Source organism: Exilispira thermophila (assembly GCF_055389015.1).
The window spans coordinates 1,708,186-1,734,387 of record NZ_AP042476.1; the positions used below are offsets into that span (position 1 = coordinate 1,708,186).

Consider the following 26,202-nt stretch of genomic DNA (forward strand, 5'->3'; position numbering starts at 1 on the left):
TAATTCTATAATTATGAATAATTTACATACTATATTGACATAACCATTTTGCATTTTTTTTAATTGCTAAAATTATAGTCATAAATTATTAAAATTCTATTTATTAAAATAATTATTTAAAGTTGAAACAAATTCACTATTCTGTTCCTTATTACCAATAGACACCCTTAAACATTTTTCAAGTAAAGGTTGAGAAGAAACATTTCTAATTGAAATATCGTTTTGTAATAAATAATTATAAAGATCAATATGATCAAGATTTCTCAATAATCGAAATAATATAAAATTTGTCTTACTTTTATAGACATTAATTTCATTAATTTTACTTAATTGTTTGTACAAATTTTCTCTTTCATTAATTAAAAAATCAATATGTTCTTTTATTGTTTTTTCTTTTTGTAATAATTTTATTGCTATAAATTGAGTTAAAGAGGAAAGATTAAAAACAGACTTAACTTTTAAAAGTTCTTTAACAATAAATGGATTAGAGATAAGATACCCAAATCTTAAACCTGAAGCAAAAAAACCTTTAGAAAAACTTCTTAATATAATCAAGTTTTCATAATCAGAAATATTATTTATAAAAGTTTCATTGCTAAATTCAAAATATGCTTCATCAATTACTATAAGTTTGTCATTTATATTTTCCAGAATATAATAAATATCAGATTTTTTTAATAAATTTCCAGTTGGATTATTTGGAGTACAAAGAATAATCATCTTAATATCTTTTCTTTTACCAGTGTTTATTATCCTGTCAACATCAAGCTGGAAATCATTTTTTAAAGGTACTGTTATATTTTCAACTCCACAGGAAAGACTGTAATTGATATAATCAGGATAAGAAGGTACAGAAACCAATATTTTTGAATTTTTGTCTTGAATTGAAATAAAAATTAGATATAACAAATCATCTATTCCATTTCCCATTAAAATATTTTCTTCTGTAATTTTATTTTGATTATATTTACAAATTAAATTTTTAAGTTTTATACTTAATTCTTTTGTTGGATATCTATTAATAGCAAATTTATGAAATTCATTCCAATCTTCTTCGCTAAAAAACAAAAATGGATTAAAAGGGGATTCATTTAAAGAAAGGTTTATTTTTTTTTCTTCTACTTCAATAACATTAATTTTTTTACTTATTAAATCTTTTCTGAAAGGATAATTATCCATACAATTTTCCTGTTATTTTTGTTAATCAAATATCAGATAATAAAAAAAATCAAGAAATTTTTATTTTTATATTTTGACAAAATTAAAACTGTGAAATATAATTATTTTGCAAAAAAATATTTTAATTTTATAATTTTAATAATAAATAAACACAATAAATAATATAATTTTTGTAATAAATAATATAGTTTTTATAATAAAAATATTATTTTAAAATTAATATAATTTTTATAATAAATAAGGGGTATTTATGAAAATAGGATTATTAACAGCAGGAGGTGATTCACCAGGAATTAATGCTTTTATTAAAGCAGTACACTTTATTGGTGAAGATGAAAATATTGAAATTTATGGAATTTATAGAGGATTTGAAGGTATTATAAACAATGATATTAGAAAACTTAATACTAATATAGTTAAAGATATTTCTACATTAGGTGGAACTATATTAAAAACTGCAAAATTTAATATATTAAAAAAAGAAAACTATAAAAAAATTATTGAAAATTTTATCATTAAGAATCAATTAGATGTTATTGTTATTTGTGGTGGATTTGATACCCTTAAAATTGCTGCTACACTTATAAAAGATGGATTTCCGATTATATCCATACCCCAAACAATTGATAATGATATAAATGGAACAGATTTTTCTCTTGGTTTTTTTTCTGCTGTAAAAAACATTGTATCTTCATTAGAAATAATAAGATCAACAAATCAATCTCATGAAAGAGATATACTTGTAGAAATCATGGGAAGAGAAGCTGGTTGGTTGACTGTTTTTTCTGCAATAAACAAAAAAGTTGAAGGTTTTTTTATCCCTGAAATTCCTACAGAGATAAAAGAGATAGCACAAACTATTTTAAATTGGAGAAAAAAAGGACAAAAAGATAATATCATATTAATTTCTGAAGGAATAAAACTAAAAGAGATAAAAAGAAAAATTTTACCTTCAGAAATATATGAAAATGAAGAACTTTCAGGAATAACTTTAAAAATTGCATCTATGTTAACTAAATATATGGAAGAAAAGCCAAAAACTGTTATATTATCATATATTCAAAGAGGTGGTACTCCTGATATTTTTGATATAGTATTAGCTACAAGATTTGCAAAAGAGGTTATTAATTTAATAAAAAGTAAAAAGTTTGGATTAACAATCGGAATAAAAGAAGACAAAATCTATAATTATCCAATAAAAGATGCTGTAAAACAATTTAGAATGGTTAATAAATGTTATATCGACCTTGCAAAACATATGATTGGTAATTAAACTCATTAGAAAAATAAAGCTTTAGGATTGATTTATGGAAAAAAGACGATTTCCAAGAGTTTCAATGGAAACAGAAATAAGTTTAACTATTAAAGATATAAAAATTAATGGATTAATTGAAAACATCTCTGTTTGTGGTGCTTTAATAAGACTACCTGAAAATAATACAATTAAAAATAAAGATATTTATGTAAATGAATATGTTTTATTTTATTTAAAAAATGATTCTTCTAACATTAAGTTTGAAGGTAATATATTAAGAATTTATGAAAAAGACCATTCAACATTTATTGCAATTAACTTCTTCTAATTCTCCTTTATTTTTTTTCTAATTTTGTTATATTTTTTTTGATTTTCTTTAATACAAGTAATCATTTTTGCTTAATATTACTTGTTTTTTATTTTTTATATTTTTTAATTAACAGTACTTTTATTTTTTAAGGAGGATAAAAAATGAACTTTAAACAATTGCATGATAATCTTGATAAATCTAAAAAGAGAGTAATTGCTGTTGCGGGTGGTGAAAAAGAGGAAATAATTAAAGCATGTAAATTAGCAAAGGATGAAGGTATTGCTGAATTCATTCTTGTTGGGGATAAAGAAAAAACATTAAAAACAATATTAAATCTTGGATTAGATAAAAATGACTTTGATTTTGTAGATGAATCTGATCCATCAAAGGTTGCAACTAAAACCTGTTTGTTATTTAAAGAAAAAAAATGCGATCTTGTTATGAAAGGTTCAGTACCAACAGGAACATTATTAAAAAATGTTTTAGATAAAGAATATGGACTAAGAGGATCAGGATTTCTGTCCCATATTGCTTTAATTGAATGGGAAGGAAGGCTTTTAGGGATTACAGATGGTGGTTTAAATATTGCTCCAACAATTGAGGATAAAATTAAGATTACTCAAAATGCTATAGAATTTTATAACAAAATTGGAATTTCTAATCCAAAAGTTGCTTTAGTTTCTGCTGTTGAGATACCATCACAAAAAATGCAATCAACAATTGATGCTTCAATTATTGCTAAAATGGCAGAACGAGGAACATTTAAAAATGCAATTGTTGATGGACCTTTTGGATTTGACAATGCAATTTCTAAAAAAGCTGCAGAAATTAAAGGGATTAAATCTGAAGTTGCAGGATTAGCAGACATTATTGTTGCTCCATATATTGAAGCTGCAAATATGTGTGCTAAAGGAATCATTTATGCTTCCCATCCTGCTAATGGTGGAGTAATTATAGGTTCAACTACACCTATAATTTTACTTTCAAGAGCTGATGATGCAAATACCAAATTTAATTCTATTATTTTAGCTCTTTCATCACTTTAATATTTACAAAATTGGTTGTAACTAAATAATTAATTTGAAAGTATTTTTTATGAAAAAATATTTAATCATCATTGGCGGGGGAATATTGCAAATCCCCCTTATTGAACAATCTATTGAAATGGATTTTATTCCAATTGTTTTTGATATGGATGAAAATGCTGAAGCTTTTAAATTTGATGATGTGGTAAAAATTTTAGTTTCAACTCAGGATATTGAAAAAGCTACTGATAAAGCTAAACAACTTGCTAAAAAATATTCAATTCATGGAGTGTTAACTTCAGGTACTGATGTTTCCCAAACAGTTTCATCTATTGCAAATTCTCTTGGATTAATCGGAAACCCTATTGAAACTGCCCTTGCAACTACTGACAAAATAACAATGAGAAGAACTTTAAAAAAACATGGAATTAATCAACCAGATTTTTATGAACTTAATACTATAGATGATTTTAAACTGGTTTTAAAAAAGATTAGAGATAATCTTATATTTAAAGAAGGAGCTGTAATAAAACCATCATTAAATATGGGAGCAAGGGGGGTTGTATACATCTCAAAGCAAATGTTAAATTCTAAAATTGATAATATATTTTATGAAGCAAAAAGTTTTAGTAAAAACGGAAAAGTAATTATAGAATCTTATATAAAGTCTCATGAATTATCAATAGATGCAATTGTTTACAATGATAAAATACATATTACAGGTGTAGCAGATAGATTTATACAAAAACCACCCTATTTTGTTGAATTAGGTCATTTTATGCCTTCTCAATTGGATAAAAAATTACAAAATGAAGGGATAAAAATTTTTAAAAAAGCGATCAAAGCTTTAGGTATTAAAATTGGAGCTGCAAAAGGAGATATTAGAGTCAGGTATTCTAAAGATGGAAAACCTGAAGCTTTTATTGGGGAAGTTGCATCCAGACTTTCAGGTGGATTCATGTCAACACATACTTTCCCCTATTCAACAGGTATAAATCTAATGGAAAAAATAATTCAGATTCATACAGGGATCAATTTTACTACTCCTGAAGCTAAATGGAAAAAGTATTCAGCTGAATTAGGAATTATACCAACAAAAGAAGGTATATTAGATAGATTTACTGGAATAAATGATGCTTACTATATTTCTGAAGTAAAAAACATTTTTTTAACAAAAAATAAGGGTTATAAAGTTATTATACCTAAAAACAATACTCAAAAACTAGGAAATATAATTACTGTTTCAAACAACCCTGAAATTGCCTTAAATTCAGCTAAAAAAGCTTTAAAAATAATAAAACCAATTATTATCTAAAAAAAGTTCTTTTTTCAATCTTCTAACATAAATAAAGCAATTGTTTTTTTAGGTGTAATTTTATATAGTAGTTCAATAACTTTTTTAGAATAAGCAATCGCATTTTTTTTATCTACAAGTTTTTTCTCAATTAAAAAGTCAGCAACTTTTTTAACCAACCACTTAGCTCTTTGTTGAGTAACCTTTCCACCAATTGCAATAATTTCACCTTTAAATTTTAAATCTACATTTTTTTTAACTTCTCTATTAGTTAATACATATATTGTATCAGTACCATCATAAACTTCCAAAATCTTTAATGAAGTTAATGGAATTCTGGACACTTTTATTGCTTTACCCTGAATAGTTATATGTTTATTAACAAATTTCTGAGGATTTTTCTTTATTGCTCTAATCGGAACTGTACATGAAGTTACAACTAATGCTATAACAATAAATAAAAGAATTATTTTAGCTTTTTTCATAAAAAACCCCTTAACAATTATTTTTAAAAAATAAAAAATTTTTCATAAATATTTATAAAAATCATTTAATTCTATTTTTATGCTATTTTACGTATGACATAAAAATAAAACAAAAATAGTATATTTAACTATATTTATAAATTAATTCAAATTATTTTTAATTCAATAATTTATTTGTAAATTTTTAAAAATATACAATTATATAACTATAATTAAAAATAATTACAAGGGTTTAATAATGTTTAAAACAATTTTTGATAATTTTAAAATATTAACAAAAAAAAATACTAAAATCAATTTATTTTTTCATACAAAAAAAAGTTTTGTTTTTTCAATTATTATAGTTTTTTTTATCTCATCCATTTTTATATCTCTATACTCATGTATAAACATTCCTGCACCTGGAATAAAAATTCAAACTCAAAAACAGGAAGAAAAAAAGCAGGTTGTTGTAGAAAAAAAAGAACCACAAATTCAAATAAATCCTTTTATAAACAACCCTGTTGATGATACATATAAATACCCTGATATACCTTCAGATTTTTTAACTTATGGAATATACAGAACTGTTCTTAATTTAAATTTTGATTATTTATTAAAAAAATATCAAAATGATAAAGAAATTGAAAACTATTTAAGTTTCTATGAAATTTTAAAAGAGTACTACAATTCTCCAGAATCAATAACTGCTTTAAATACATCAAAAATACAAAAACTTATTCAACTTAGTAATTTTCTTGAAAATTCATTTAAAAAAAGAAACCAATTTTTTAAAGCAAAATATTTTAATCAAATGAATAAGACTTTTTCAGCTTTAAAACAATACATTCTAACTGAAAAAAATATGAATAACAATATTAAATCACAAAATTTAACTGCAATAACAAACATGTTTTATCTTACTGGTGAACCTCTTCTTGTACCTGCAGAAACAATAATGATTGAAAAAGCACTAAAATTTAGAAAATATGATATTGCATACTTTTTTGGAGGGAAATTATACTTAATGCAAAATAACATGTTAAAATCAAGGTTATATTTTGGTCTTGGGTTAAAAAATCTTACAAAAAATGAAAATGAAAATATTTTGACAACATATTATTATCAAACAAGAGAAACAATTTTTAACTACACTTTTGAAATAAATTTTACAAATAGAAGCAAAATCACAAATGTGACATTTAAATTATTTATTCCAAATAATACTGAATATCAAAATTTATCAAATTTTAAAATTTCTTCAGATGGACATTATATAAATAACTATAGTATTATTAAAAATGAAATAAATCAAAATATTTTAAATATCCATTTTGATAGCATTGCATCAGGAAATCATAAAATTATAATTTTCATGAATATACATACAATACCTTACAAATTTTCCCCTACCCAAATTTCACAATATAATTTAGATGATTATGATTATTCAAACCCTTTAATTAAAGCTACTTTAAAACCTTCTACATATTTTGATTATAATAAACAAAAGGTTAGAAATTATATCATAAATATTAAAAATTCTCTTCCACCTGATCTACAAAATAATATTTTAGCTTTATCTAAACAGGCTTATCTTTTTGTTATCAATAAATTAACTTATGATTTAAATATAATGAATAACTTAAATTATAGAATTACATTAGATAAAAAATACGGAAAAGATGCTTTAAGATGCCTTATAAAACCAGAAAATTCAGTATGTGAAAATTATGCCACCCTTTTAACAACAATTTTAAAAAGTTTAAAAATACCAGCTTTTTATGCATATGGACCAGTATATAAACTTCCATATCATGCATGGGTAAAAATTTTATTACCTGATAATAGGTTTTATATATTAGACCCTACATTTGCTGATCCTATTGGACAAAATGGAGATGATGCACCACTATATTTTTTATACAACCCTGCGAATAGAGTTGAAGAATCTCTATTAGACCCTAATTATCCAATAATAGAAGGAAATCCTGATAGTAATATAACCGTAACCTATGCTGGAAATCCAATTGAAAATTTTTCATATAGGACTGTATTAACAATTAAGAAATAGATATTGATTATATTATTTTAATTAAAATTAATCATTTTATAAACACAATAAATTTTACTTATTAAGTTAATTAACAAATTATATATAGAACTTTACTTTTATTTTTCAGAGATTTTAAAATATAATAATAATATTTTTGTTTATTTGCTTTATACAGTATTTGCCATTTATTACACAATTTTATTTATATCATGTGCAAACAACTTTTTCTAAAGAACTAATAAATAAATTAACTATTTTTATAAAAAATCAATTTAAAATAAATCATTTTAGTTCTTTATCTATTACATGGACCGGGGGTGAACCAACTTTGTATATCAATAAAATTATAGAAATTTCTGATAAAATTTATAATTTTTGTGCTAAAAATAATATTGTTTATTATAGTGGAATTGTAAGTAATGGAATACTATTAAATGAAGATAATTATAAAAAAATTAAAAAATACAATTTAAAAAGAATACAAATTTCAATTGATCCTAATTTTGAAAAAGGAATTAGTTTATATTATGATTCAATAAAAAATAAAAACATATAAGGGGCAATGATTGAACATCATAAAATTTATATTAAAAATCAGCAAATCATTTAGTAGTTTTATTTTTCAATTTATCTTTATTGATCTGGGACTAAAATTTTTTAACATTATTACATCTTTTCTCTTAATGATTTATATCGATTCAACAAAATTAAGCACTAAATATTTTCTTTATCAATTTTTAATATTTTTTATTTTTTCATACACTTTAAGCATAGTTTTTGTTTTTATAAAAACTATTGCTTCAAAAATCATCCAATCTAACATTTTAATAAATTTACGAGAAAAAATTTTGACTATTATTTTTCATTCAGAATTAAATAAAATAAAAACAAATTCAGCTACCCACCTGGGTACACAAATTCAAAAAGATTCAGAAATTATTTCTAATTATTTTATAGAACCATTATCCAAATTAATAAGTACAATATTTTTTTTAATTATTCTACTTCCTTTTTTACTCCAATATAAATCTACAATTATTGTCTTTTTCTTTTTAAGTAGTCTTATACCTATGTTTTTTACCCCATATTTCTCAAAAAAAGTAAAAAATGCAACTTTTGAATTTCAAAAAAATTCAGCCAATTATAATAGTATTTTTATTCAATCAATTGATGGATTACGAGATATTAAACTTTTTTCTCTTGAAAAAATTGAAGAAGAAAAAATTAAAAAATCCTCTGAAAAATATTTTATTTCAACAATCAGAAGAAATAAATGGGGTTTTTTATCAGGCCAATTCAGTGTTTTAATACAATACATTTTTTTGGGTATTATGTTATTTTTTCTTGGAATTGAAATTAAAAAAAATCATATCACTTTAGGTCAAGCTATATTTTTATTTACTCTTTCTGATACTGTTTTTTATTCAATTACCGGGTTATATTCAATTTATTATACTATACTAATGGCAAAAGTGGGTTGGAAACATTTAGCTCCTTTTTTTAATCTTGAAAATGAAAAAAACAATGGTCAAATCTGTAATTCGATAGAAAATATTGAATTAAAAGATATCTGTATAAAATTCAATAATAAAATTATTTTTAATAATTTTAATCTAAAAATAAACTCAAATGATAAAGTTTTAATAATTGGTCCTTCAGGCAGTGGAAAAACTACCTTACTTGATTTAATTGTCGGGTTTGTAAAAGCATCATCAGGAAATTTATTAATAAATCAAAAATCTTTTTATGATTACAATATCGAATCATTAAGAAACAATATTTCTTATTTTAGTCAAAATACTTACTTATTTGAAGGAACTGTATTAGATAATATTATTCTAGGGAATAATCATTTTTCTGGTAATAAAAAAATGTTAAATAAATATAAGTTTATAAAAAATATTACTAAAATCGAAAATATATCTGATAATACAATAATTAAAAATAATGGAATAAATTTTTCTGGTGGGGAAAGACAAAGAATTGGACTAGCTCGATGTTTATTCAAAAATTTTGATCTCCTTTTACTTGACGAATTTGGGAATGCTATTCATGAGGAAATGCAAATTGAAATAATTAAAAATATTTTAAAATATTTTAGTGATAAAATTATTATTTGTATTTCTCATAATACAGCATTAACAAAATTATTTCCTAAAATAATTGAGATTAAATAAATAAAAAGTATAGTTGAATTTTGTATATAAATAAAAAATGATTAATAAAATATAATTAAAGAAACTTTCAAATAATAAAATTAAAAATGTTTATATTAAGGATATTAATTTATGATATATAAAATAATAAAAAAATGGACCATAATAAATAGCCTAACAATATTAGCTATAATAAGTTTTATAATTTTTAGTTTTATCCCATTTTTTTCTGTATATGAAAATTTAATGTATGAAATAAATAAGAATTTTCTTTTTCTTTCATTCCAAAATATTCATAATTTAAACAATATATATATTAGTAATTTACCTTCAACTTTTAGTAATAATTATGATATTAAAATAATTCCTCAAAAAAATATTATTATTATATATGATAAAAAATATTCAAAAGAAATCTTTGATAAAACAACAATAAAGCAAAAAAGTAAAATAAAATTTAATGTAAAAAAAGATGGGATATATATTAAAATTTCAGAAATCAATAAAATCAATAATGTTGACATCTTTAAACTTAAAATATTTCTTTTTATAAAAAAAAGAATTATTGATTATGTTATTTTAAAATATTTTAATAAAAAGTGACTTTTTTAATATTTTATATCTTTTTAACAATATTTTTCCAATTTTTCTACATTATTATTTTATAATTTCATCATGATCTTTGCAAGAGTTAAAAATATGAAAAACCCACCAATATCTGTAAATGTAGTAACAAAGATTGAAGATATTAATGCAGGGTCATGCCCTGATACTTTTATTATATATGGAACCAAAAAACCTGTAAGATTTGCTATAATAACATTTCCAATAAGCGCTAATAAACATACTGAAAATAATATATAGGAACCATAATAAACAATAGCAACTGCTCCCAATAAAATACCTGTTCCAATACCTATAAGTAAAGCTACACCAAACTCTTTTAACAGCACCTTATAAAATTCTTTATTTGACAAAACCATAAATGAAACCTGTCTAACAGTTATTGACATAACCTGCATGGCAGCATTTCCACCCATTCCTGCAATAATTGGTAAAAATACAGCTAATGCTACATATTTTTCAATGATTGGTTTATAAAAATCAATAACACTTGCAGCTAAAAGTGCTGTTAATAGGTTAATAATAAGCCATGGGAATCTATATTTGAATGACTTAACCAATGGAGTAAATAGAGTTTCATTTATTCCCACACCTGATAAATGCAATAATTCTTCATTAGCCTCTTCTTCAATAATATCAATTATATCATCAACAGTTATAACACCTATAAGTTGATTTTTTTCATCAGTAACAGGTAATGAAAGCAAATCATAATTGGAAATTAATGCTGCAGCTTTTTTTTGAGGGTCATCAGCATTAACACGAACTACATTCGATGTCATAACCTCTCTTATCTTTTTTTCAGAAGGAAGTAAAATCAGAGACCTTAATGATAAAACTCCTGTTAATTGATTATTTTCATTTACTATATATAAATAAAAAGCTGTATCTTTTTTACTACTTTTTTTTATTACATTTAAGGCTTCTCCAATAGTCAAATTTTCATTTAAAGCAAGATATTCTTTTGACATTATCCCACCACAGGAATCTTCTGGATAGGATAAAAGCTCTTCATACTCTTCAGATTTTTTTATTATTTCTAAAATTTTAGTTTTTCTCTCTTCTGGTAACAAACCTAAAAAATCAACTGCATCATCAGAAGATACTTTTTCAATAATCTTGGCAAGCTTCTCATCTTCAATCATATTTAATGCTTTTTTTAAAATATCTTCATCCTGTACTTCAATTAATGTTCTTCCTGCTAGATCAATAGAATACAAAGTATTTAAATAAAACTGTAAACCATCTGGAGTTAAATAAGGGATAACTGACGATAAATCATTTGGGTGTAATTTCTTTGCTACATTTACAATCCTTTCTGTAGCTCTCCTTGAAACCAATTTTTGTAAAAATTTTATAAGTCTTTCATTTTTTATTACAGGGATCATATAAACCTTCAAATATATTTATTTTTCTATTTAAATTTAACACATTAATTAAATAGATAAAGTATATTTTATTATATTATTTAAGTGCAACAGTTTTATTAGCAATGATAAATTATCATTAAAAAAGATTAATACAATTACAATTAAAATTAAAATTAAAATTAAAATTAAATTTATTTTATTTTATTTTAATACATCATTAATTACTTCCAGAGCGAAATCAATTTCATTTTTATTTATAATTAATGGAGGAGCAAATCTTATTATTTTTTCTCTTGTATCTTTACACAATATTCCTTTGTCTTTTAATTTATGACAATAATACATTGCATTTTTTTCGTAAGGTTTTAATTCAACACCTATCAATAAACCTTTTCCTCTTACTTCTTTTATTTTGGTACTATTAATTTTTTTTAACTCTTTTTTAAAATATTTTCCCATTTCAAAAGATTTTTTTGCTAAATTATCTCTAATCAATATTTCAATAGATTTAGTTCCTATTGCTGCAGCCAGTGGATTACCTCCAAAAGTGGATCCATGATCTCCTGGTTTTATTACTTCCATTATATTATCATTACATGCAACAGCTGAAACTGGATACACTCCACCTCCAAGAGCTTTTCCTATAATAATAATATCTGGATTTACATTTTCATACTGAAACGCGAAATTTTTCCCCGTTCTTCCAAGACCTGTTTGAATTTCATCCAGAGCTAACAATACATTGTTTTTATTACATATTGAAGCAACTTTTTTCAAATATCCATCATCCGGAACAATTATTCCGCCTTCACCCTGAATTGGTTCTATTAAAAATGCGGCTGTATTTTTAGTTATTGTTTTTTCTAAAGCATCAGGATCGTTATAAGGAATAATTTTAAAACCTGGAGTTAAAGGACCAAAATTTTCTTTATATTTAATAACTGATGAAAAACTTATTACTGATATAGTTCTTCCATGAAAATTATTTTCAGCAACAATTATTTCAGCCTCATCTTTGTTTATACCTTTTTTAATATAAGCCCATTTTCTTATTATTTTTAACGCTGTTTCAATAGCTTCTGCTCCCGTATTCATAGGTAAAACTTTTTCTTTACCGGTTAATTCACATATTTTTTTAAGAAACTTATATAATACATTATTATAAAATGCTCTTGAAGTTAAAGTTAGAGCTTTACTTTGACTTATAAGAACATTTATTATTTCAGGATGTACATGTCCAAAATTTAATGCAGAATATGAACTTAACATATCAAGATATCTTTTACCATCAACATCTTGAACCCAACACCCTTTACCTTTCTCAATTACAACTTCTAATGATTTATAATTGTTTGCGCAATATTCTTTTGTTTGATTTATAATATTTATTGATAATTCTTTCATTCAGCCTCCTTTTAAATTTTATTTTAAAAAGCTACTAATCTTTTATTTATTTTATGAAAAGACCTTTTAATATACCATTTATAAATTATTATAAATAAATATTACTCCATAATACAATCAAAATCATAATAAACTTTATTTATCCTTTTTATACCAGAATTTAAATTAACAATTTTATTTATTATATTTTTTATTTCATTTTTATTAAATGAGCTATATTTATTGAAATCAACTCTATTAACATTATCATTTAAATAACTTTGAATATACCAATTTTGTTTATCAGGAATTAAAGAATTGATTGTTTTGATTATATCAAAACTATGAAAATTTTTTATTAAAGTACTTCTAAAAAAAACTTCAAATTCCCTATTTTTTACACTAAAATTATTTAATATATCAATAGTTTTAATTAGATTATTAAATAAATCAATATTCCCTCCAAAACTCTTATAAATAGTTAGATCCCCTTTAATATCAATTGCAACTGCATCTATAAGTTCTTTTTCAAGCAATATTTTAATTTTTTCTGGAAAAGTTCCATTTGTATCAAGTTTAGTTTTTAATCCTATCTTTTTTACTTCTTCTAAAAATATTTTTAAAACATCAAAATGTAATAATGGTTCGCCTCCTGTTATTGAAACTGAATCAATAAGACTATTAGTTTTTATACTATCCAGTACATATTTTACAGAAAAACCATCATATTTTAATGGAATTAAACTATAATTAAAGCAATAACCACATTTTAAATTACACCCCTGAAAATATATTAATGTAGAAACATGTGAGGGATAATCATTTAAAGAGATAGGTAAAATATTTGCTACTACTTTATATTTTTCTATTAATTTATTATTAGATTTTACTTCATTTTTTATCATAAAATTTTCCTTAAATTATTTTTTTTAACTCTTTTAGTTTTGTGTTTTAACTATTATTGTATAATTTGGTTTATTGTAATTTATTTTAACTTTATTTTTTATTATTTAAATAAGTTTGTTATAATTTTATTTTAGGTGATTTTATATTTTTATTTTTAATATTTTTATCTTTTAACATATTTAATTTTCATATTTTTATTTTTCATGTTTTTATTTTACATATTTTTAGTTTTTACTATTGTTAATTTTTTATAAGAAATTTTAATTAGTTATTTTTCTGTTTTCATTTATTCTTTTATTATCTATGTTTTTATAATCATAAAATTTTCTTATTCTAAATTCTTCTTTTTTACCTTTATTCCATTTTTTTACTGGTCTAAAATACCCTACAACTCTTGAATAAATCTCTGTTTCTGCACCACAGATATCACAGGTTTCTTTTATTCCATTTATATATCCATGATTTGGACAAATCGAAAAAGTAGGTGTATAGGAAAAATATGGGATTTTATAATTTTCACACACTTTTTTTATTAATGTCTTAACACTTTTATAATCTGATACTGCTTCACCAAGATAGATATGGAAAACTGTTCCACCTGTATACATTGGTTGAAAAATATTTTGATGCTCAAGATTTTTAACAAGATCATGACTGAAATCAACTGGAAGTTGTGACGAATTTGTATAAAAAACTTCATCTTCCCCTGATGTGTAAATTTCTGGAAAAAACTTTTTATCTATTTTTGCAAGCCTATAAGATGCTCCTTCAGCGGGTGAAGCTTCTAAATTATAAATATTTCCTGTCTTTTCCTGAAATTGTTTTAATTTTTCAAGAATATGATGCATAATCTCTTTTGCAAATTCAATTGATTCAGGTTTTGATAAATCTTTTCCTAAAAAATTAATACATGATTCATTCATTCCTATTATTCCAATAGTAGAAAAATGATTCTTTAAAGTACCAAGATATTTTTTTGTATATGGAAGTAAATTATTATCAATATTTTTTTGAACTATTTTTCTTTTTATCTCTAAAGATTCAGATGCAAGCAACAATAACCTATCTAACCTATTAAAATAATCTTTTTTAACTTTTGCAAGATATCCTAATCTGGGTAAATTCAACGTTACTACACCAACAGACCCTGTTGATTCTCCTGCTCCAAAAATTCCTCCTGTTTTATTCCTTAACTCCCTTAAATCAAGTTGTAATCTACAACACATTGACCTTACATCTTCAGGATTTAAATCTGAATTTATAAAATTTTGAAAATAAGGATAACCATATTTTGCTGTCATTTTAAAAAGAAGATTTGAAATTTCACTATCCCAGTTAAAATCTTTTGTTATATTGTATGTTGGAATAGGAAAAGTAAAAATTCTACCTTTTGCATCACCAGCCATCATTACTTCTATAAAAGCTTTATTTATCATATCCATCTCTTTTTGGAACTCTTTGTATTTATAGTTTTTAACTTCACCTCCATGAATAATATATTTTTCTTTTAGATCTTCAGGCACAACGAGATCAAATGTTAAATTTGTAAAAGGGGTTTGACCTCCCCATCTTGAAGCAACATTTAAATTAAATATAAATTTTTCTAGTTCCTGTTTAACTGCTTTATAATCAAGATTATCAAATCTTACAAATGGAGCAAGATAGGTATCAAAAGAAGAAAATGCTTGTGCTCCTGCCCACTCATTTTGCAAAGTCCCTAAAAAATTTACAATTTGCCCTAATGCTGTTGAAAAATGTTTTGCTGGTTTTGATTCTACATGTCCTGCAATTTTACCAAAACCTTCTGTTAATAAAAGTTGCAAAGACCATCCTGCACAATAACCTGCAATCCCCATAGAAAGGTCATGTATATGAAAATCCCCATTTCTATGAGCCTCAGCAATTGATTGAGGATAAATTTTATTTAAAGTATAGTTTGCTAATATATTCCCTGCTGTATGCATTAATAAACCAGATAATGAGTATGAAGAATTTGAATTTTCATTAACTCTCCAATCATTTTCATTCAAATAGCCATCAACTACCTGTAAAACATCAACAAAACTATTTTTTGTTTCTCTTAAAAACCTTTTTTTATCTCTATACAAAATATATGCTTTTGCTGTTTTTGCATGCCCATTTTCAATTAATATTTTTTCTACTATATCCTGAACTTCCTCAACTATAGGTACCCCATCTTCCCCAAACCTTTCATATAAAGTTTCAACAACCTTATCTGTTAATTTCCTGGCTTGATTAAAATCATTACCTCCAATAGCTACTGCTGCTTTAAAAATTGCCTCTTCAATTTTTACTCTGTTAAAACTAACAATTTTACCATCCCTTTTTCTTATAAAATGTGGACTTCTCATACTAAACCTCCTATAAAAATCAATATTAAATATCAAAAAATCTGCTAATTTATATAAACGAGGTAAAACCTCAAATCATTGCTTTCAGGCAACGGAATAATCTTTATTTAACAATATATCATTTGATTTTACTGGATCATATTCACAACCATTTTTTAATAATGTCCATACCAATTTACTTAACTTTCTTGAAGTTGCTATTATTGCTTTTCCACTTCCTTTTATTTTTTTCATATTTCTATAAGATTTCATATATCTATTTTCTCTTTCTCTTTTTACCCTTATCATACCCATTGTCATCTGTACAAATGCTGTTCTCAATTCTTGTGAACCTCTTTTAGTTATATTCCCATATCTTTCTTTGTCTGCTGAATTTTGTACCCATGGTACCAATCCACAATAAGAAGAAAGCTTTTTATATGAACTAAATTTATTTATGTCATCTATGTAAGCCCTTAAAGTAATTGAAGTTATCAATCCACATCCTGGTATTGTCCTTAGTATTCTTACTGCTTCATCTTTTTCTGTCATCTTTGAAAGCTCTTTCTCTATTTCTGATATTAAACTTTCTATACTATTTATTGTTTTTATTATCCCTGATACTATACTTTTTTTTATTGGGTCCGATATTTGTTCTATAATTTTTACCCTTCCTGTTTTTGTGTTAAGCTGTCCATTCTTTGTTCCTATACCCATTTCTAACATTATTCCATGTATTTGATTCTTTAAACTTACATTGGTCTTTTTTAATACTGACCTATGCTTTAATAAATCTCTTAAATTTTTACTATCTTCTTTACATAAATTTACTTCTGGTATCATATCTTTTGATAAAAATTCTGCTAATGTCCTTGCATCATGTTTATCTGTTTTGTTTATTGATTCATTTATTACTTTAAACTTTAAGGTATTTACTACATGTACTTTAAATCCATAATTTTCCATTTCTCTTTTGAAATATCTTGTATTTCCTGTAGATTCTACTGCTATTTCAATTTCTTCTGGTTGGGATAATTTCTTTAACAATCTTACAAATTCCATATATCCTTCTTTTTTTGTAGAAAATTTCCAATTAATATCTGCAATCCTTTGTTCTAAATTTTTTATACATACCGTCATTTGATGCTTGTGTAAATCAACTCCAACTGATAGTTTCATCTGCCTCCTCCAATTATTTTTTTTTAATTGAAAGCAGATTCTTTACGATATTTATTACAGAGAATAATCCATTCTCCTATTCAATCTGGATTGTTAAAATCCGATTATTATGTTGATTCGGCTGTAGGCTCTTCATTCTCCTAAACGGTCTTTTTGACCAAATTAAATGTCGAACCTAAGCCTATCTGCTTTCAGGTTTATTTTCGTTGCCTGAAAGCAGTTTCTTTATCCCCTGCTATTGATTTTTATCACATCTCCTAATTTTATTTTTATAAATTTTTTTTAATTTTTGCTTTTAATATATTTTTTTCATTTTTATTTTAATTTTTATTTTTATTATTTTTTTAAATTTATTATTTTTAATATAATATTTTACAATCTTGTCTTTTCATTCTTTTTTTAATCTTCATTATATTTACATTTTTGTTCTTTTTATATTTCTATACTTTTTTATTTTTGTTTTAACCTTTTTTTTAATTTTTGTTCTTTTTATCTTACTCTATTTTTTATTTTTATTATTTATTATCTAATATTTTTTATAACTTAAGAATAGTACTTAAAAATCTATTTTTTTAAATATATAATATCCTATAAAATATAAGATACTATTAATTATTAAAGATAAAATAACAAATACCCATGGGAAATAACCACTATAAAGAATTAAAGGATTTAAGATATAGGTTAAAAGTTTAATATTAGAAATTCCAGTTGCTTCAAAGAATATAATTAAGATAGTTATAATTAATCCAAAAATAACTGGTGTTAATGAATTTTGTGATAGAATTGAAATAATTGTTTCAACAAAAAAAAGATAACTAAAAAATAGAAGTACTGTTGGTATATATAAAATATAATTTATTGGTGCAGGTTTTTTGAAAATAAGATAAGGAATATAAACAGAAATCACTCCGATTATAGTAATCAGTGCAAAAGAAAGATAGGATACCAATACTTTGGTATGGTAGATTTTCTTTCTTGGAAATATTGAAAGTAAGTAATAAAAAGTTTTATTTTCTTTTTCTTTAGAAAAGATTGAAAAAGAAAACATTATTGCAAAAAGAAACATAAATTGTATAAAATTTTTTCCAAGCCATTGAGAATAAAAATAAAAATCAAAATCAGCTTCAAGTTTTTGAATAACAGGATTGATATATGTTGAACTAAATGGAAGTTTGTTCAACTCTTGAGTATTTAATTTTTTTAATATTGAAATTGTATAATCTTTAGTAAAAGCTAAAACCAAAATTAATACAAGAATCAATAAGATAGAAAAGATTATTTTTCCCCTACGATCATATATTTCTTTAATATATAACATTATCTTTCTCCTGATTAAAAATATTGAGAAAAATCTCCTTTAATGGTTTGTTATATTTTTCTTTTAATGTATCAAGATTGTCGGATACTATGATTTTTCCATTTTTTATAATTGCAACATTATCAGTTAAATTTTCTATTTCTTCCAGAATATGAGAAGCAATTAAAATAGTTTTTCCATATTTTATGTTGTATTCTTTTAAAAAAGTAAAAAAACTTTCCTTCATTAGTGGATCTAAAGCAGAAGTTGGTTCATCAAGAATATAAAAACAGGTATCTCTGGAAAATTCAATAGTAAGATATAACCCGGTTTTTTGTCCCATAGAAAGGTCACGAAAAGATTTTTTTATATTGATTTTAAATATATCAATTAATTTATTTTGAATATCTTTATTAAATTTAGAGTTGAAATACTGGTTAAATTTTAATAGATTTTCAACATTATAATTACTATACAAAATCTTTTCTTCTGGAACATATGAAAATGAATTAAAATTTTTTTTTATTGATCCGGAATAATTTTTTATAAATCCAGCAATTATTTTTAAAGTTGTAGTTTTCCCAGCTCCATTTGGACCAATCAGAGAAGTTATTTCACCTTTTGGTATTGATAAATTAAGATTATTTAAGGCTTTTGTTTTTTTGTAAAATTTGGTAATGTTTTGTAAACTAACAACATTTTCTTTATTCATATATTTTACCCTTAAATTTTGTTAATTAAAATTTCAATATGATTTAAAAAGTTAATAAGTTAATTTTATTTAAAATTATTTTATTTTAATTTATTTTTATAAAATTTAAAATTAAAAATTCTTTTTTTACATTTTTTATTATTTAATGTTTAAACGTTTTAGTAATATTTTTTTATAGTATCATTAAAAATATTTATTAGGGATTCTAAACTAATATTTTTAGCTTTAGCTTCAATTAGAATAGATTCTATTTTCTTTTGTATAAATACTAAATCAGATTCTCTTTTCCCTGATTTTGATACAAAAATCCCTTTCTTAGGTTGTGATTCACAAATATTTTCATCTATTAATATTTTATAAGCTTTAGCAACAGTATTTGGGTTTACCTTTAAAAATAAAGCTAATTCTCTTACGGATGGTAATTTTTCACCTTTTTTTATTATATCTTTTGCAATATTTTTTTTTATTTGATCAACAATTTGAGAATAAATAGGAATAGATAAATGATGGTTTAACTCAATTTTTAACATTAAGTCTCTATTATTTTTTATTTTAATAAACTAAATCAATAAAATATACAAAATAAATAAAAATTTAAAATTAAATAATAATTTAAAATCTAAAACAATTTTAACTAATAATTTATTTGTAAATTAAAAAAATAAATCTAACTTCTGTATTACAATATATAATACAGAAAATTAATTTGTCAAGCATCTTTTTTGAACAAAATATTGTCTATATATAAAAAAGAAGAAAAATATAATAGAAAGGGGAGAAGCATGGTTGAATTAATTGAAAAGGTTAGTCTTGGAAAACTTTTTAAAATTATTTTTGATGATATTACACCTTTTGAAGAATTTATTGAATTTTTAGAAAAAACAAATTTTTCTGATAAAAAAGATATTGTAAAATATATTGAAAGAAATATCAGGAAAATTATTAATGATTCTAATGTTGATAACAGTAGTTCAAATAGAGATTTAAATTATTCATTAAAGAATAATAAAAATAATATGTATTTAAAATTTCTAGCTTTGATGGAGTTAGGAAAAAGAATTTACAGGGTTAAAGATGGTGAAGAATATATTTATACACCTTATCAGTTATATAAAAAATATTATTCTTTGTTTCAGGGGAAAAAAGAAAAAGTTTGGTGTTTTTATTTTAATGTTAAGCAAAAACTTCTAGGAAAGAGTTTAATTTCAATGGGATCTTCCGATTTTGCAATTATTTTGATAAAAGATATATTGATTGATGCATTAAAATATGATTCTAAAGGATTAATAATTGTGCATAATCATCCTTCTGGAGATTTATCTCCTTCAGAACAGGATCTTTTTTTTACAAAAAAATTAAAAAAAATTTGTAAAGAGATAGGGTTCATATTATTAGACCATATTATAGTAACAGATGAAAGTTATTATTCAATGAAAGAGAAAGGGGATTTATATTGAAAAAAAAAATTATAATGATAAAAATTTATTAATTTTAAAGTCTAAAAAATATTATAGTTAAATAAAACGGGGAGAAAAATTTGGAAAACATTTTTGATGTATTGATAAAAAAGATTAAAGATAAAGGTTTACCTTTATGTGTTGGGTTAGATCCTCATCTGGATCTTATACCTGAATTTATATTTGAAGAGAATTTTAAAAAATATGGGAAAAATCAAAATGCAATTGCTCAAAGTGTATTTGATTTTAATAAGGTTATTATAGATAACCTCAAAAGTTATGTACCAGCTTTTAAACCTCAAATAGCATTTTATGAGGTGTTGGGAATTGAAGGGTTATCTGTTTTGAAAAAAACTTTAGAATATTTGAGAGAAAATAATATTATTACAATTTTAGATGGTAAAAGAAATGATATTGGTTCAACTTCAAAAGCTTATGCTAATACTTTTTTATCAAAGTATAGTTTTAAAGACATTCATATTGATAATTTTGAGTCTGATCTATTAACTGTGAATGGATATTTAGGAGAGGATGGGATTAATCCATTTCTAGAAAATGCAGTTAAATTTGATAAAGGTATATTTGTTCTTGCTAAAACCTCAAATAAATCTGCTTTTCAAATTCAAGATTTAAAGTGCAATGGAAAAAGAGTTTATGAATATGTTGCTGATATTGTTTATAATATTAGTAAAAAATATGTGGGGGAATATGGATTTACTAATGCAGGTCTTGTTATTGGTGCAACATATCCAGAAACTTTAAAAGAATTGAGAGAAAAATATCAAAATACTTTTTTCCTTGTTCCTGGATTTCAATCTCAGGGTGGAGATATTGGTAATTTAAAATTTGCTTTTTTACATGATAGAGTTGGTGCAATTGTGAATTCATCAAGAGGAATCTTGTATGCTTATAAAAAATATAATATGAAAGAAAGTGATTTTATTAATGCTTCTATAAGGGCTGTTGAAGAGGCTTATGAAGAGTTTAATAAAATTTATAAAACAAGATAGTTTCTTTTTTATTGTATTTGCAGGGATTTTATATTTATTAGTCTATTTTTTTAATTCATTTTGGTATAGATATTTCTATTTTTATGAAAAAATAAAACCAATAATTTTAATTTTAGCAATTCTATATATTATTTTCTATTATTTTATTGAAATAAAATTAACTAAATTTACTTTTTTAAAAAATGTTATAAAAAGCTTAAAATTAAATAATAAATTTTATCTAAATAAAAGTTTAATACCTAAAAATCTTTTAATATTTTTTATTCTTATTTTTTTATTTTTTATTTTTTGTATATCTATATTATATGAGACTTCAAATTATCCACTTGCTTTTGTATTAAAATCTGGAAATAATAATTTTGAAAAATTTTTTAGTTATTTTAAAATTCAAAATAATATAAAAAATATTGGGAAATTAAACAATATTTATGATTTAAATACTGATAATTTAAAAAATATTTATTTTATAATAAAAATTAATTCAAATTTAAAAGGGTATTTTCAGAAAAATTACTATACTGCTAATATAATTGGGATATGTAGTTTTGATTACAAAAGTTATTTAGACTCTAATTTAAACAATTATAATTCAAATGATTTTAAAATTGGTAATTTTAAAAATATAAAAATAAAACCAGAAAACCAATCTATTTTTTTAAATAGAAAAAATATTAAGAACAAATATAGCTATATAAAGTTTTTAAAATTTTTTAATAAAAAAATTGAAAAAAAAATCTATATTAATGGGGATAATTTATTAAAAAAAGGTGATATCTTTATTATAAATGATTATGATGATATTATTTCAAATTATTATATAAACTTTGATTATTTAAATTTTAAATCACATATTGTTTTTTTGTTGAAAAGAAATAATAATTTATTTTATAAAATTAGAAATTCTTTGTTTAATATACTTAATAACAATTTAAATAAATGGAATGCCTCTTTTTTATATTCATTGTTAACAGGTGATAGAAGATATATTAATTCATATTTGTATAATTTATATCAAACAAATCAAACTTCCCATTTACTGGCTTTATCAGGGTTGCATATTGGAATTATAGTTAATTTTTTATTTTTTATTTTAAAAAGATTTATTTATAATAAAAAATTAATCTACTTTATAATTGCATTTTTTATAATTGCATTTGGTTTTTTTACAGAATTCCCATATTCAGTTATAAGAGCTATAATTATGTTCTTATTAATAATATTTATTTTATTTTCTGAAAGAAAACTTGAACCTTCTAAATTTCTATTCTCTTTAATATTTTTTGGTTTTTTATTGATAGGAAATCAAATTTCCAGTATCTCTTTTATCCTTTCAATATCAGCAATATATTCTATTTTTATAATATTTAATTCTTTCAAAAAAATTTATTCTAAATTTTTAAAGTTTGAGAATATTATTTTAGATCTTTTTCTTGTTTCATTTTCTATTACATTTTTTCAATCAGTAATTGTTTTACATTTTTTTAAAAGTTTTAATTTTTTAAGTTTTTTAATTAATCCTTTAGTTATTATCATTGTAACACTTTCAGTATATTCTGCATTATTAGGATTATTTATCCCAATTTTATCTAAACAATTTTTTGTATTATCTGATATATTACTGGATATAAGCCACTCTGTTAATATTATTTTTAAAAGTATCACAAAGCATTTAATAGTTAGTTGTTTAAATATTGACAAATATTTTATGGTTATTATATTAGTTTTTGTATTTTTAACCCTGTATATATATTTTTATATAGATAGAAAGGTTTTTGAAATAAATAATTTTAAAAATTAAAATTAATAAGTAATAAATGGAGTTATCATGGAAAAAGTTATAAATGTTAATAATCTAACCAAAAAATTTAGAGACTTTATTGCTGTAGATAATATAAGTTTTGATGTTAACAAAGGTACCATATTTGGATTTTTAGGCCCAAATGGAGCTGGAAAAACAACTACAATAAAAATGTTAACAGGGGTTTTGAAACCTACATCTGGTGATATTAATATATTTGGTCTTAACTTTGAAAAAAATGAATTAAAAATTAAAAGTGAAATAGGTGTAATACCAGAAGAGCCTGTAATTTATGAGAATTTAAAAGGGAGAGAATTTTTAGAATTTATAATGAAAATATATAATAAATATGAAAAATCTACAACTTCAAAACTTGAATCTTTAATAAAAACTTTTGATATAAATTTTCTTGAAAAATATGTTTCAGAAATGTCACATGGAATGAAGCAAAAACTTCTTTTGTTATCCGTTTTAATGAGAGAACCTCAATTAATGTTTCTAGATGAACCCACCGTTGGATTGGATGCAAAATCAATAAAGATTTTACAAATATATCTTCAAAAAATGGTAGAAAGAGGGAAAACTGTTTTTTTAACAACTCATATTCTGGATATAGCTCAAAAATTGTGTACACATATTGCAATTATTGATAAAGGAAAGATCTTATTATCAGGAGAAAAGGATGAGATATTAACAAAAGCACAAACAAATCTTGAAGAATTTTTTCTTAAAATTACAGGTGAAAGTGAACATTTAGAATCTTTTAAAGATAGCTTAATTTAATAGAAAAGGGTTTTTGAAATGAAAAAATTATTTCTTTTGCTTAAATATGGATTAAAAGGGTCTAATTCATGGGGAAGAAAAAAAGGTCATACAAAAGGAATATGGGTAAAAGTATCTTATTTAATATTAATTTCTTTATTTGTATTTTTTACATATTCATTTAGTATTTTTTTTACAAATATTGCACAGATAAATAAAAATTTATTTATATTAATTGGATATTATTCTATTTTATTTCTATCTATTATGGGATTATTCAATTTGATTCCATTTTTTGTTTTTGCTTTTTTTAAAAATCAAGAAATAGAATTTCTTTCTACATTACCAGTTAAAAAAGTTTATATTTATATATATCAATTAATTATAACTTTAAAGGATAACCTTTTATTTATTGGTACTTTAATATCAATAATAATTGGTTTTTCATTAACATATTCGAATTCAATTTTATCAATAATTTATTATATAATTTTAAGTTTGATTTATTCTATTGATTTAATTTTTATAAGCATATTTTTTGCAATTATTTTTTCAAAGTTATTATCAAAAAAGTTAGCAAGATATATAGCTTATATTTTTATGATGATTATACTTATGCTATTTGTATTTGTAATACAATTCAGGGAACAGGTTGTAAATTATTTTCAAACTCCACAAAATGTTAACAAAATATCCTCTATAATACAGAAATTAGATTTTTTGTATTATAACTCAAATCCTGTGAAATATGTTTTACTTGCAATCAATTCTATTAATTATTTCTTTTATATATTAGGTTTTACAGTTATAATTGGTACTTTTCTATATTTCATATTAAATAAAATTAATTTCTCAAGTTTTTACAAAACAACTAACTCAAAACATATTTCTTTTAAAGTAAAAGGTTACAAAAACAATTTGAAAGTAATTAGTTTTTTAAAGAAGGATCTATTATTGATTATTAGAAATGAAAAAGCAATCTTTATGTTGCTGTATCCTCTACTCTTTGGTATTGTATATGCAATTGCTTTAAAAAGTATATATGGAGCGTTGTTTATTTCAATTTCAATTTCAGCTTTTTATACAATAATGTTTTCTATCATGTTATTATTTGAAGATTTGAAAGCAAAAAGTATAACATTTACTTTACCAATTAAAATAGAAAATATGATAGTTTTTAAATTAATAATTCCAATAATATATAACTTTCTAATAGCTATAATTATAATTTTATTTTTTATAATATTTTTAAAAGCTAATTTAGATCTTCTGTTATTGTTGCCATTTATTTTTATAGTAAATTTATTTTCTTCATTTATTGGAATCTATATTGTAAACCAAAAAGGATCAAAATTGGATTATAAATATCCTGAAAAAGTTTTAAATTTTGGTATAACATTGATTTTAGAATTTATAATTTTTTTGCTAACATTTCTGATAGTTCAGATTCCTGCTTTACTTTTAAATAAAAATAAATCATTTTTTAAAGTTATTAATAAAAATATTTTATTAAAAATCGGAGCTTATATTTTACCAATTTTGTTTATTTTATTAATTATTGGTTTTATAATAGTAAATATAAAAAAGATTGGTAAAAAAAAATTTGAGTAG

At 22.6% G+C, this 26,202-nt stretch carries 23 protein-coding genes; 13 read left to right on the forward strand and 10 right to left on the reverse strand.

What is annotated here, in order from left to right:
- Positions 1 to 96: 96 nt before the first annotated feature.
- Entirely contained in the window at positions 97 to 1,179 is a 1,083-nt protein-coding gene (hisC, locus tag ACZ5EC_RS07210) for a histidinol-phosphate transaminase (protein WP_464301810.1), read from the reverse strand.
- A 250-nt stretch (positions 1,180 to 1,429) separates the two neighbouring features.
- Here hisC and ACZ5EC_RS07215 point away from each other — a divergent pair, with 250 nt between their 5' ends.
- The 4 genes from ACZ5EC_RS07215 to ACZ5EC_RS07230 all read left to right on the forward strand — a co-directional run bounded on the left by ACZ5EC_RS07215 (position 1,430) and on the right by ACZ5EC_RS07230 (position 5,084).
- Positions 1,430 to 2,452: a 6-phosphofructokinase gene (locus ACZ5EC_RS07215; protein WP_464301811.1), complete on the forward strand. Its 1,023-nt coding sequence runs from the start codon at positions 1,430 to 1,432 to the stop codon at positions 2,450 to 2,452.
- Positions 2,453 to 2,486: 34 nt separating this feature from the next.
- Positions 2,487 to 2,762, forward strand: coding sequence for a PilZ domain-containing protein (locus tag ACZ5EC_RS07220; protein ID WP_464301812.1), 276 nt, complete (start codon positions 2,487 to 2,489; stop codon positions 2,760 to 2,762).
- 143 nt (positions 2,763 to 2,905) lie between these two features.
- Entirely contained in the window at positions 2,906 to 3,790 is an 885-nt protein-coding gene (locus ACZ5EC_RS07225; protein WP_464301813.1) for a phosphate acyltransferase, read from the forward strand.
- An 85-nt stretch (positions 3,791 to 3,875) separates the two neighbouring features.
- Complete coding sequence (locus tag ACZ5EC_RS07230) at positions 3,876 to 5,084, forward strand: ATP-grasp domain-containing protein (RefSeq protein WP_464301814.1); 1,209 nt, start codon at positions 3,876 to 3,878, stop codon at positions 5,082 to 5,084.
- A gap of 14 nt (positions 5,085 to 5,098) precedes the next feature.
- Here the strand turns inward: ACZ5EC_RS07230 and ACZ5EC_RS07235 are convergent, their stop codons facing one another.
- Positions 5,099 to 5,548 carry a hypothetical protein gene (locus tag ACZ5EC_RS07235; protein ID WP_464301815.1) on the reverse strand — a complete coding sequence of 150 codons (450 nt, stop codon included), beginning with the start codon at positions 5,546 to 5,548 and terminating at the stop codon, positions 5,099 to 5,101.
- 238 nt (positions 5,549 to 5,786) lie between these two features.
- Between ACZ5EC_RS07235 and ACZ5EC_RS07240 the strand changes: the two genes are divergently transcribed.
- The 4 genes from ACZ5EC_RS07240 to ACZ5EC_RS07255 all read left to right on the forward strand — a co-directional run bounded on the left by ACZ5EC_RS07240 (position 5,787) and on the right by ACZ5EC_RS07255 (position 10,342).
- Positions 5,787 to 7,601 carry a transglutaminase-like domain-containing protein gene (locus ACZ5EC_RS07240; RefSeq protein ID WP_464301816.1) on the forward strand — a complete coding sequence of 605 codons (1,815 nt, stop codon included), beginning with the start codon at positions 5,787 to 5,789 and terminating at the stop codon, positions 7,599 to 7,601.
- 160 nt (positions 7,602 to 7,761) lie between these two features.
- Positions 7,762 to 8,139 carry a radical SAM protein gene (locus tag ACZ5EC_RS07245; protein ID WP_464301817.1) on the forward strand — a complete coding sequence of 126 codons (378 nt, stop codon included), beginning with the start codon at positions 7,762 to 7,764 and terminating at the stop codon, positions 8,137 to 8,139.
- A gap of 10 nt (positions 8,140 to 8,149) precedes the next feature.
- Positions 8,150 to 9,760, forward strand: a complete 1,611-nt coding sequence (locus tag ACZ5EC_RS07250) for an ATP-binding cassette domain-containing protein (protein ID WP_464301818.1) — start codon at positions 8,150 to 8,152, stop codon at positions 9,758 to 9,760.
- Positions 9,761 to 9,871: 111 nt separating this feature from the next.
- A complete protein-coding gene (locus ACZ5EC_RS07255; protein WP_464301819.1) occupies positions 9,872 to 10,342 on the forward strand; it encodes a hypothetical protein in 471 nt (156 codons plus the stop codon).
- A 59-nt stretch (positions 10,343 to 10,401) separates the two neighbouring features.
- Here the strand turns inward: ACZ5EC_RS07255 and mgtE are convergent, their stop codons facing one another.
- The 8 genes from mgtE to ACZ5EC_RS07295 all read right to left on the reverse strand — a co-directional run bounded on the left by mgtE (position 10,402) and on the right by ACZ5EC_RS07295 (position 20,094).
- Positions 10,402 to 11,751, reverse strand: coding sequence for a magnesium transporter (mgtE, locus tag ACZ5EC_RS07260; protein ID WP_464301820.1), 1,350 nt, complete (start codon positions 11,749 to 11,751; stop codon positions 10,402 to 10,404).
- Between the two features lie 183 nt (positions 11,752 to 11,934).
- Positions 11,935 to 13,137: an ornithine--oxo-acid transaminase gene (gene rocD / locus ACZ5EC_RS07265; protein ID WP_464301821.1), complete on the reverse strand. Its 1,203-nt coding sequence runs from the start codon at positions 13,135 to 13,137 to the stop codon at positions 11,935 to 11,937.
- A 101-nt stretch (positions 13,138 to 13,238) separates the two neighbouring features.
- The gene (locus ACZ5EC_RS07270; protein WP_464301822.1) at positions 13,239 to 14,021 is read right to left on the reverse strand and encodes an anaerobic ribonucleoside-triphosphate reductase activating protein; all 783 of its coding nucleotides are present in this window, start codon (positions 14,019 to 14,021) and stop codon (positions 13,239 to 13,241) included.
- A gap of 261 nt (positions 14,022 to 14,282) precedes the next feature.
- Positions 14,283 to 16,394 carry a ribonucleoside triphosphate reductase gene (locus ACZ5EC_RS07275; protein ID WP_464301823.1) on the reverse strand — a complete coding sequence of 704 codons (2,112 nt, stop codon included), beginning with the start codon at positions 16,392 to 16,394 and terminating at the stop codon, positions 14,283 to 14,285.
- Positions 16,395 to 16,478: 84 nt separating this feature from the next.
- A complete protein-coding gene (locus ACZ5EC_RS07280) occupies positions 16,479 to 17,552 on the reverse strand; it encodes an IS110 family RNA-guided transposase (RefSeq protein ID WP_464301764.1) in 1,074 nt (357 codons plus the stop codon).
- 556 nt (positions 17,553 to 18,108) lie between these two features.
- On the reverse strand, positions 18,109 to 18,873 hold the full coding sequence (locus tag ACZ5EC_RS07285; RefSeq protein WP_464301824.1) for an ABC transporter permease subunit: 765 nt from the start codon (positions 18,871 to 18,873) through the stop codon (positions 18,109 to 18,111).
- Positions 18,860 to 19,564: an ABC transporter ATP-binding protein gene (locus tag ACZ5EC_RS07290; protein ID WP_464301825.1), complete on the reverse strand. Its 705-nt coding sequence runs from the start codon at positions 19,562 to 19,564 to the stop codon at positions 18,860 to 18,862. Before ACZ5EC_RS07290 ends, ACZ5EC_RS07285 begins: the two co-directional genes overlap by 14 nt.
- A gap of 158 nt (positions 19,565 to 19,722) precedes the next feature.
- Positions 19,723 to 20,094, reverse strand: a complete 372-nt coding sequence (locus tag ACZ5EC_RS07295; protein WP_464301826.1) for a GntR family transcriptional regulator — start codon at positions 20,092 to 20,094, stop codon at positions 19,723 to 19,725.
- Between the two features lie 252 nt (positions 20,095 to 20,346).
- On the opposite strand from ACZ5EC_RS07295, the gene ACZ5EC_RS07300 reads away from it, so the two are divergent.
- The 5 genes from ACZ5EC_RS07300 to ACZ5EC_RS07320 all read left to right on the forward strand — a co-directional run bounded on the left by ACZ5EC_RS07300 (position 20,347) and on the right by ACZ5EC_RS07320 (position 26,202).
- The gene (locus tag ACZ5EC_RS07300; protein ID WP_464301827.1) at positions 20,347 to 21,021 is read left to right on the forward strand and encodes a JAB domain-containing protein; all 675 of its coding nucleotides are present in this window, start codon (positions 20,347 to 20,349) and stop codon (positions 21,019 to 21,021) included.
- A gap of 80 nt (positions 21,022 to 21,101) precedes the next feature.
- Complete coding sequence (gene pyrF, locus ACZ5EC_RS07305) at positions 21,102 to 22,031, forward strand: orotidine-5'-phosphate decarboxylase (protein ID WP_464301828.1); 930 nt, start codon at positions 21,102 to 21,104, stop codon at positions 22,029 to 22,031.
- The gene (locus ACZ5EC_RS07310) at positions 21,997 to 23,829 is read left to right on the forward strand and encodes a ComEC/Rec2 family competence protein (protein WP_464301829.1); all 1,833 of its coding nucleotides are present in this window, start codon (positions 21,997 to 21,999) and stop codon (positions 23,827 to 23,829) included. Before pyrF ends, ACZ5EC_RS07310 begins: the two co-directional genes overlap by 35 nt.
- A gap of 27 nt (positions 23,830 to 23,856) precedes the next feature.
- Positions 23,857 to 24,612 carry an ABC transporter ATP-binding protein gene (locus tag ACZ5EC_RS07315; protein WP_464301830.1) on the forward strand — a complete coding sequence of 252 codons (756 nt, stop codon included), beginning with the start codon at positions 23,857 to 23,859 and terminating at the stop codon, positions 24,610 to 24,612.
- An 18-nt stretch (positions 24,613 to 24,630) separates the two neighbouring features.
- The gene (locus tag ACZ5EC_RS07320) at positions 24,631 to 26,202 is read left to right on the forward strand and encodes a hypothetical protein (protein ID WP_464301831.1); all 1,572 of its coding nucleotides are present in this window, start codon (positions 24,631 to 24,633) and stop codon (positions 26,200 to 26,202) included.

What these genes read in the sequence shown, in the direction of transcription:
- ACZ5EC_RS07295 (WP_464301826.1), bottom strand. Translation starts at nt 20,094, where the DNA reads ATGTTAAAAATTGAGTTAAACCATCATTTATCTATTCCTATTTATTCT.
- rocD (WP_464301821.1), bottom strand. Translation starts at nt 13,137, where the DNA reads ATGAAAGAATTATCAATAAATATTATAAATCAAACAAAAGAATATTGC.
- ACZ5EC_RS07240 (WP_464301816.1), top strand. Translation starts at nt 5,787, where the DNA reads ATGTTTAAAACAATTTTTGATAATTTTAAAATATTAACAAAAAAAAAT.
- hisC (WP_464301810.1), bottom strand. Translation starts at nt 1,179, where the DNA reads ATGGATAATTATCCTTTCAGAAAAGATTTAATAAGTAAAAAAATTAAT.
- ACZ5EC_RS07280 (WP_464301764.1), bottom strand. Translation starts at nt 17,552, where the DNA reads ATGAAACTATCAGTTGGAGTTGATTTACACAAGCATCAAATGACGGTA.
- ACZ5EC_RS07215 (WP_464301811.1), top strand. Translation starts at nt 1,430, where the DNA reads ATGAAAATAGGATTATTAACAGCAGGAGGTGATTCACCAGGAATTAAT.
- ACZ5EC_RS07285 (WP_464301824.1), bottom strand. Translation starts at nt 18,873, where the DNA reads ATGTTATATATTAAAGAAATATATGATCGTAGGGGAAAAATAATCTTT.
- ACZ5EC_RS07310 (WP_464301829.1), top strand. Translation starts at nt 21,997, where the DNA reads ATGAAGAGTTTAATAAAATTTATAAAACAAGATAGTTTCTTTTTTATT.
- ACZ5EC_RS07270 (WP_464301822.1), bottom strand. Translation starts at nt 14,021, where the DNA reads ATGATAAAAAATGAAGTAAAATCTAATAATAAATTAATAGAAAAATAT.
- ACZ5EC_RS07290 (WP_464301825.1), bottom strand. Translation starts at nt 19,564, where the DNA reads ATGAATAAAGAAAATGTTGTTAGTTTACAAAACATTACCAAATTTTAC.
- mgtE (WP_464301820.1), bottom strand. Translation starts at nt 11,751, where the DNA reads ATGATCCCTGTAATAAAAAATGAAAGACTTATAAAATTTTTACAAAAA.
- ACZ5EC_RS07315 (WP_464301830.1), top strand. Translation starts at nt 23,857, where the DNA reads ATGGAAAAAGTTATAAATGTTAATAATCTAACCAAAAAATTTAGAGAC.
- ACZ5EC_RS07225 (WP_464301813.1), top strand. Translation starts at nt 2,906, where the DNA reads ATGAACTTTAAACAATTGCATGATAATCTTGATAAATCTAAAAAGAGA.
- ACZ5EC_RS07275 (WP_464301823.1), bottom strand. Translation starts at nt 16,394, where the DNA reads ATGAGAAGTCCACATTTTATAAGAAAAAGGGATGGTAAAATTGTTAGT.
- ACZ5EC_RS07320 (WP_464301831.1), top strand. Translation starts at nt 24,631, where the DNA reads ATGAAAAAATTATTTCTTTTGCTTAAATATGGATTAAAAGGGTCTAAT.
- ACZ5EC_RS07220 (WP_464301812.1), top strand. Translation starts at nt 2,487, where the DNA reads ATGGAAAAAAGACGATTTCCAAGAGTTTCAATGGAAACAGAAATAAGT.
- ACZ5EC_RS07235 (WP_464301815.1), bottom strand. Translation starts at nt 5,548, where the DNA reads ATGAAAAAAGCTAAAATAATTCTTTTATTTATTGTTATAGCATTAGTT.
- ACZ5EC_RS07300 (WP_464301827.1), top strand. Translation starts at nt 20,347, where the DNA reads ATGGTTGAATTAATTGAAAAGGTTAGTCTTGGAAAACTTTTTAAAATT.
- ACZ5EC_RS07255 (WP_464301819.1), top strand. Translation starts at nt 9,872, where the DNA reads ATGATATATAAAATAATAAAAAAATGGACCATAATAAATAGCCTAACA.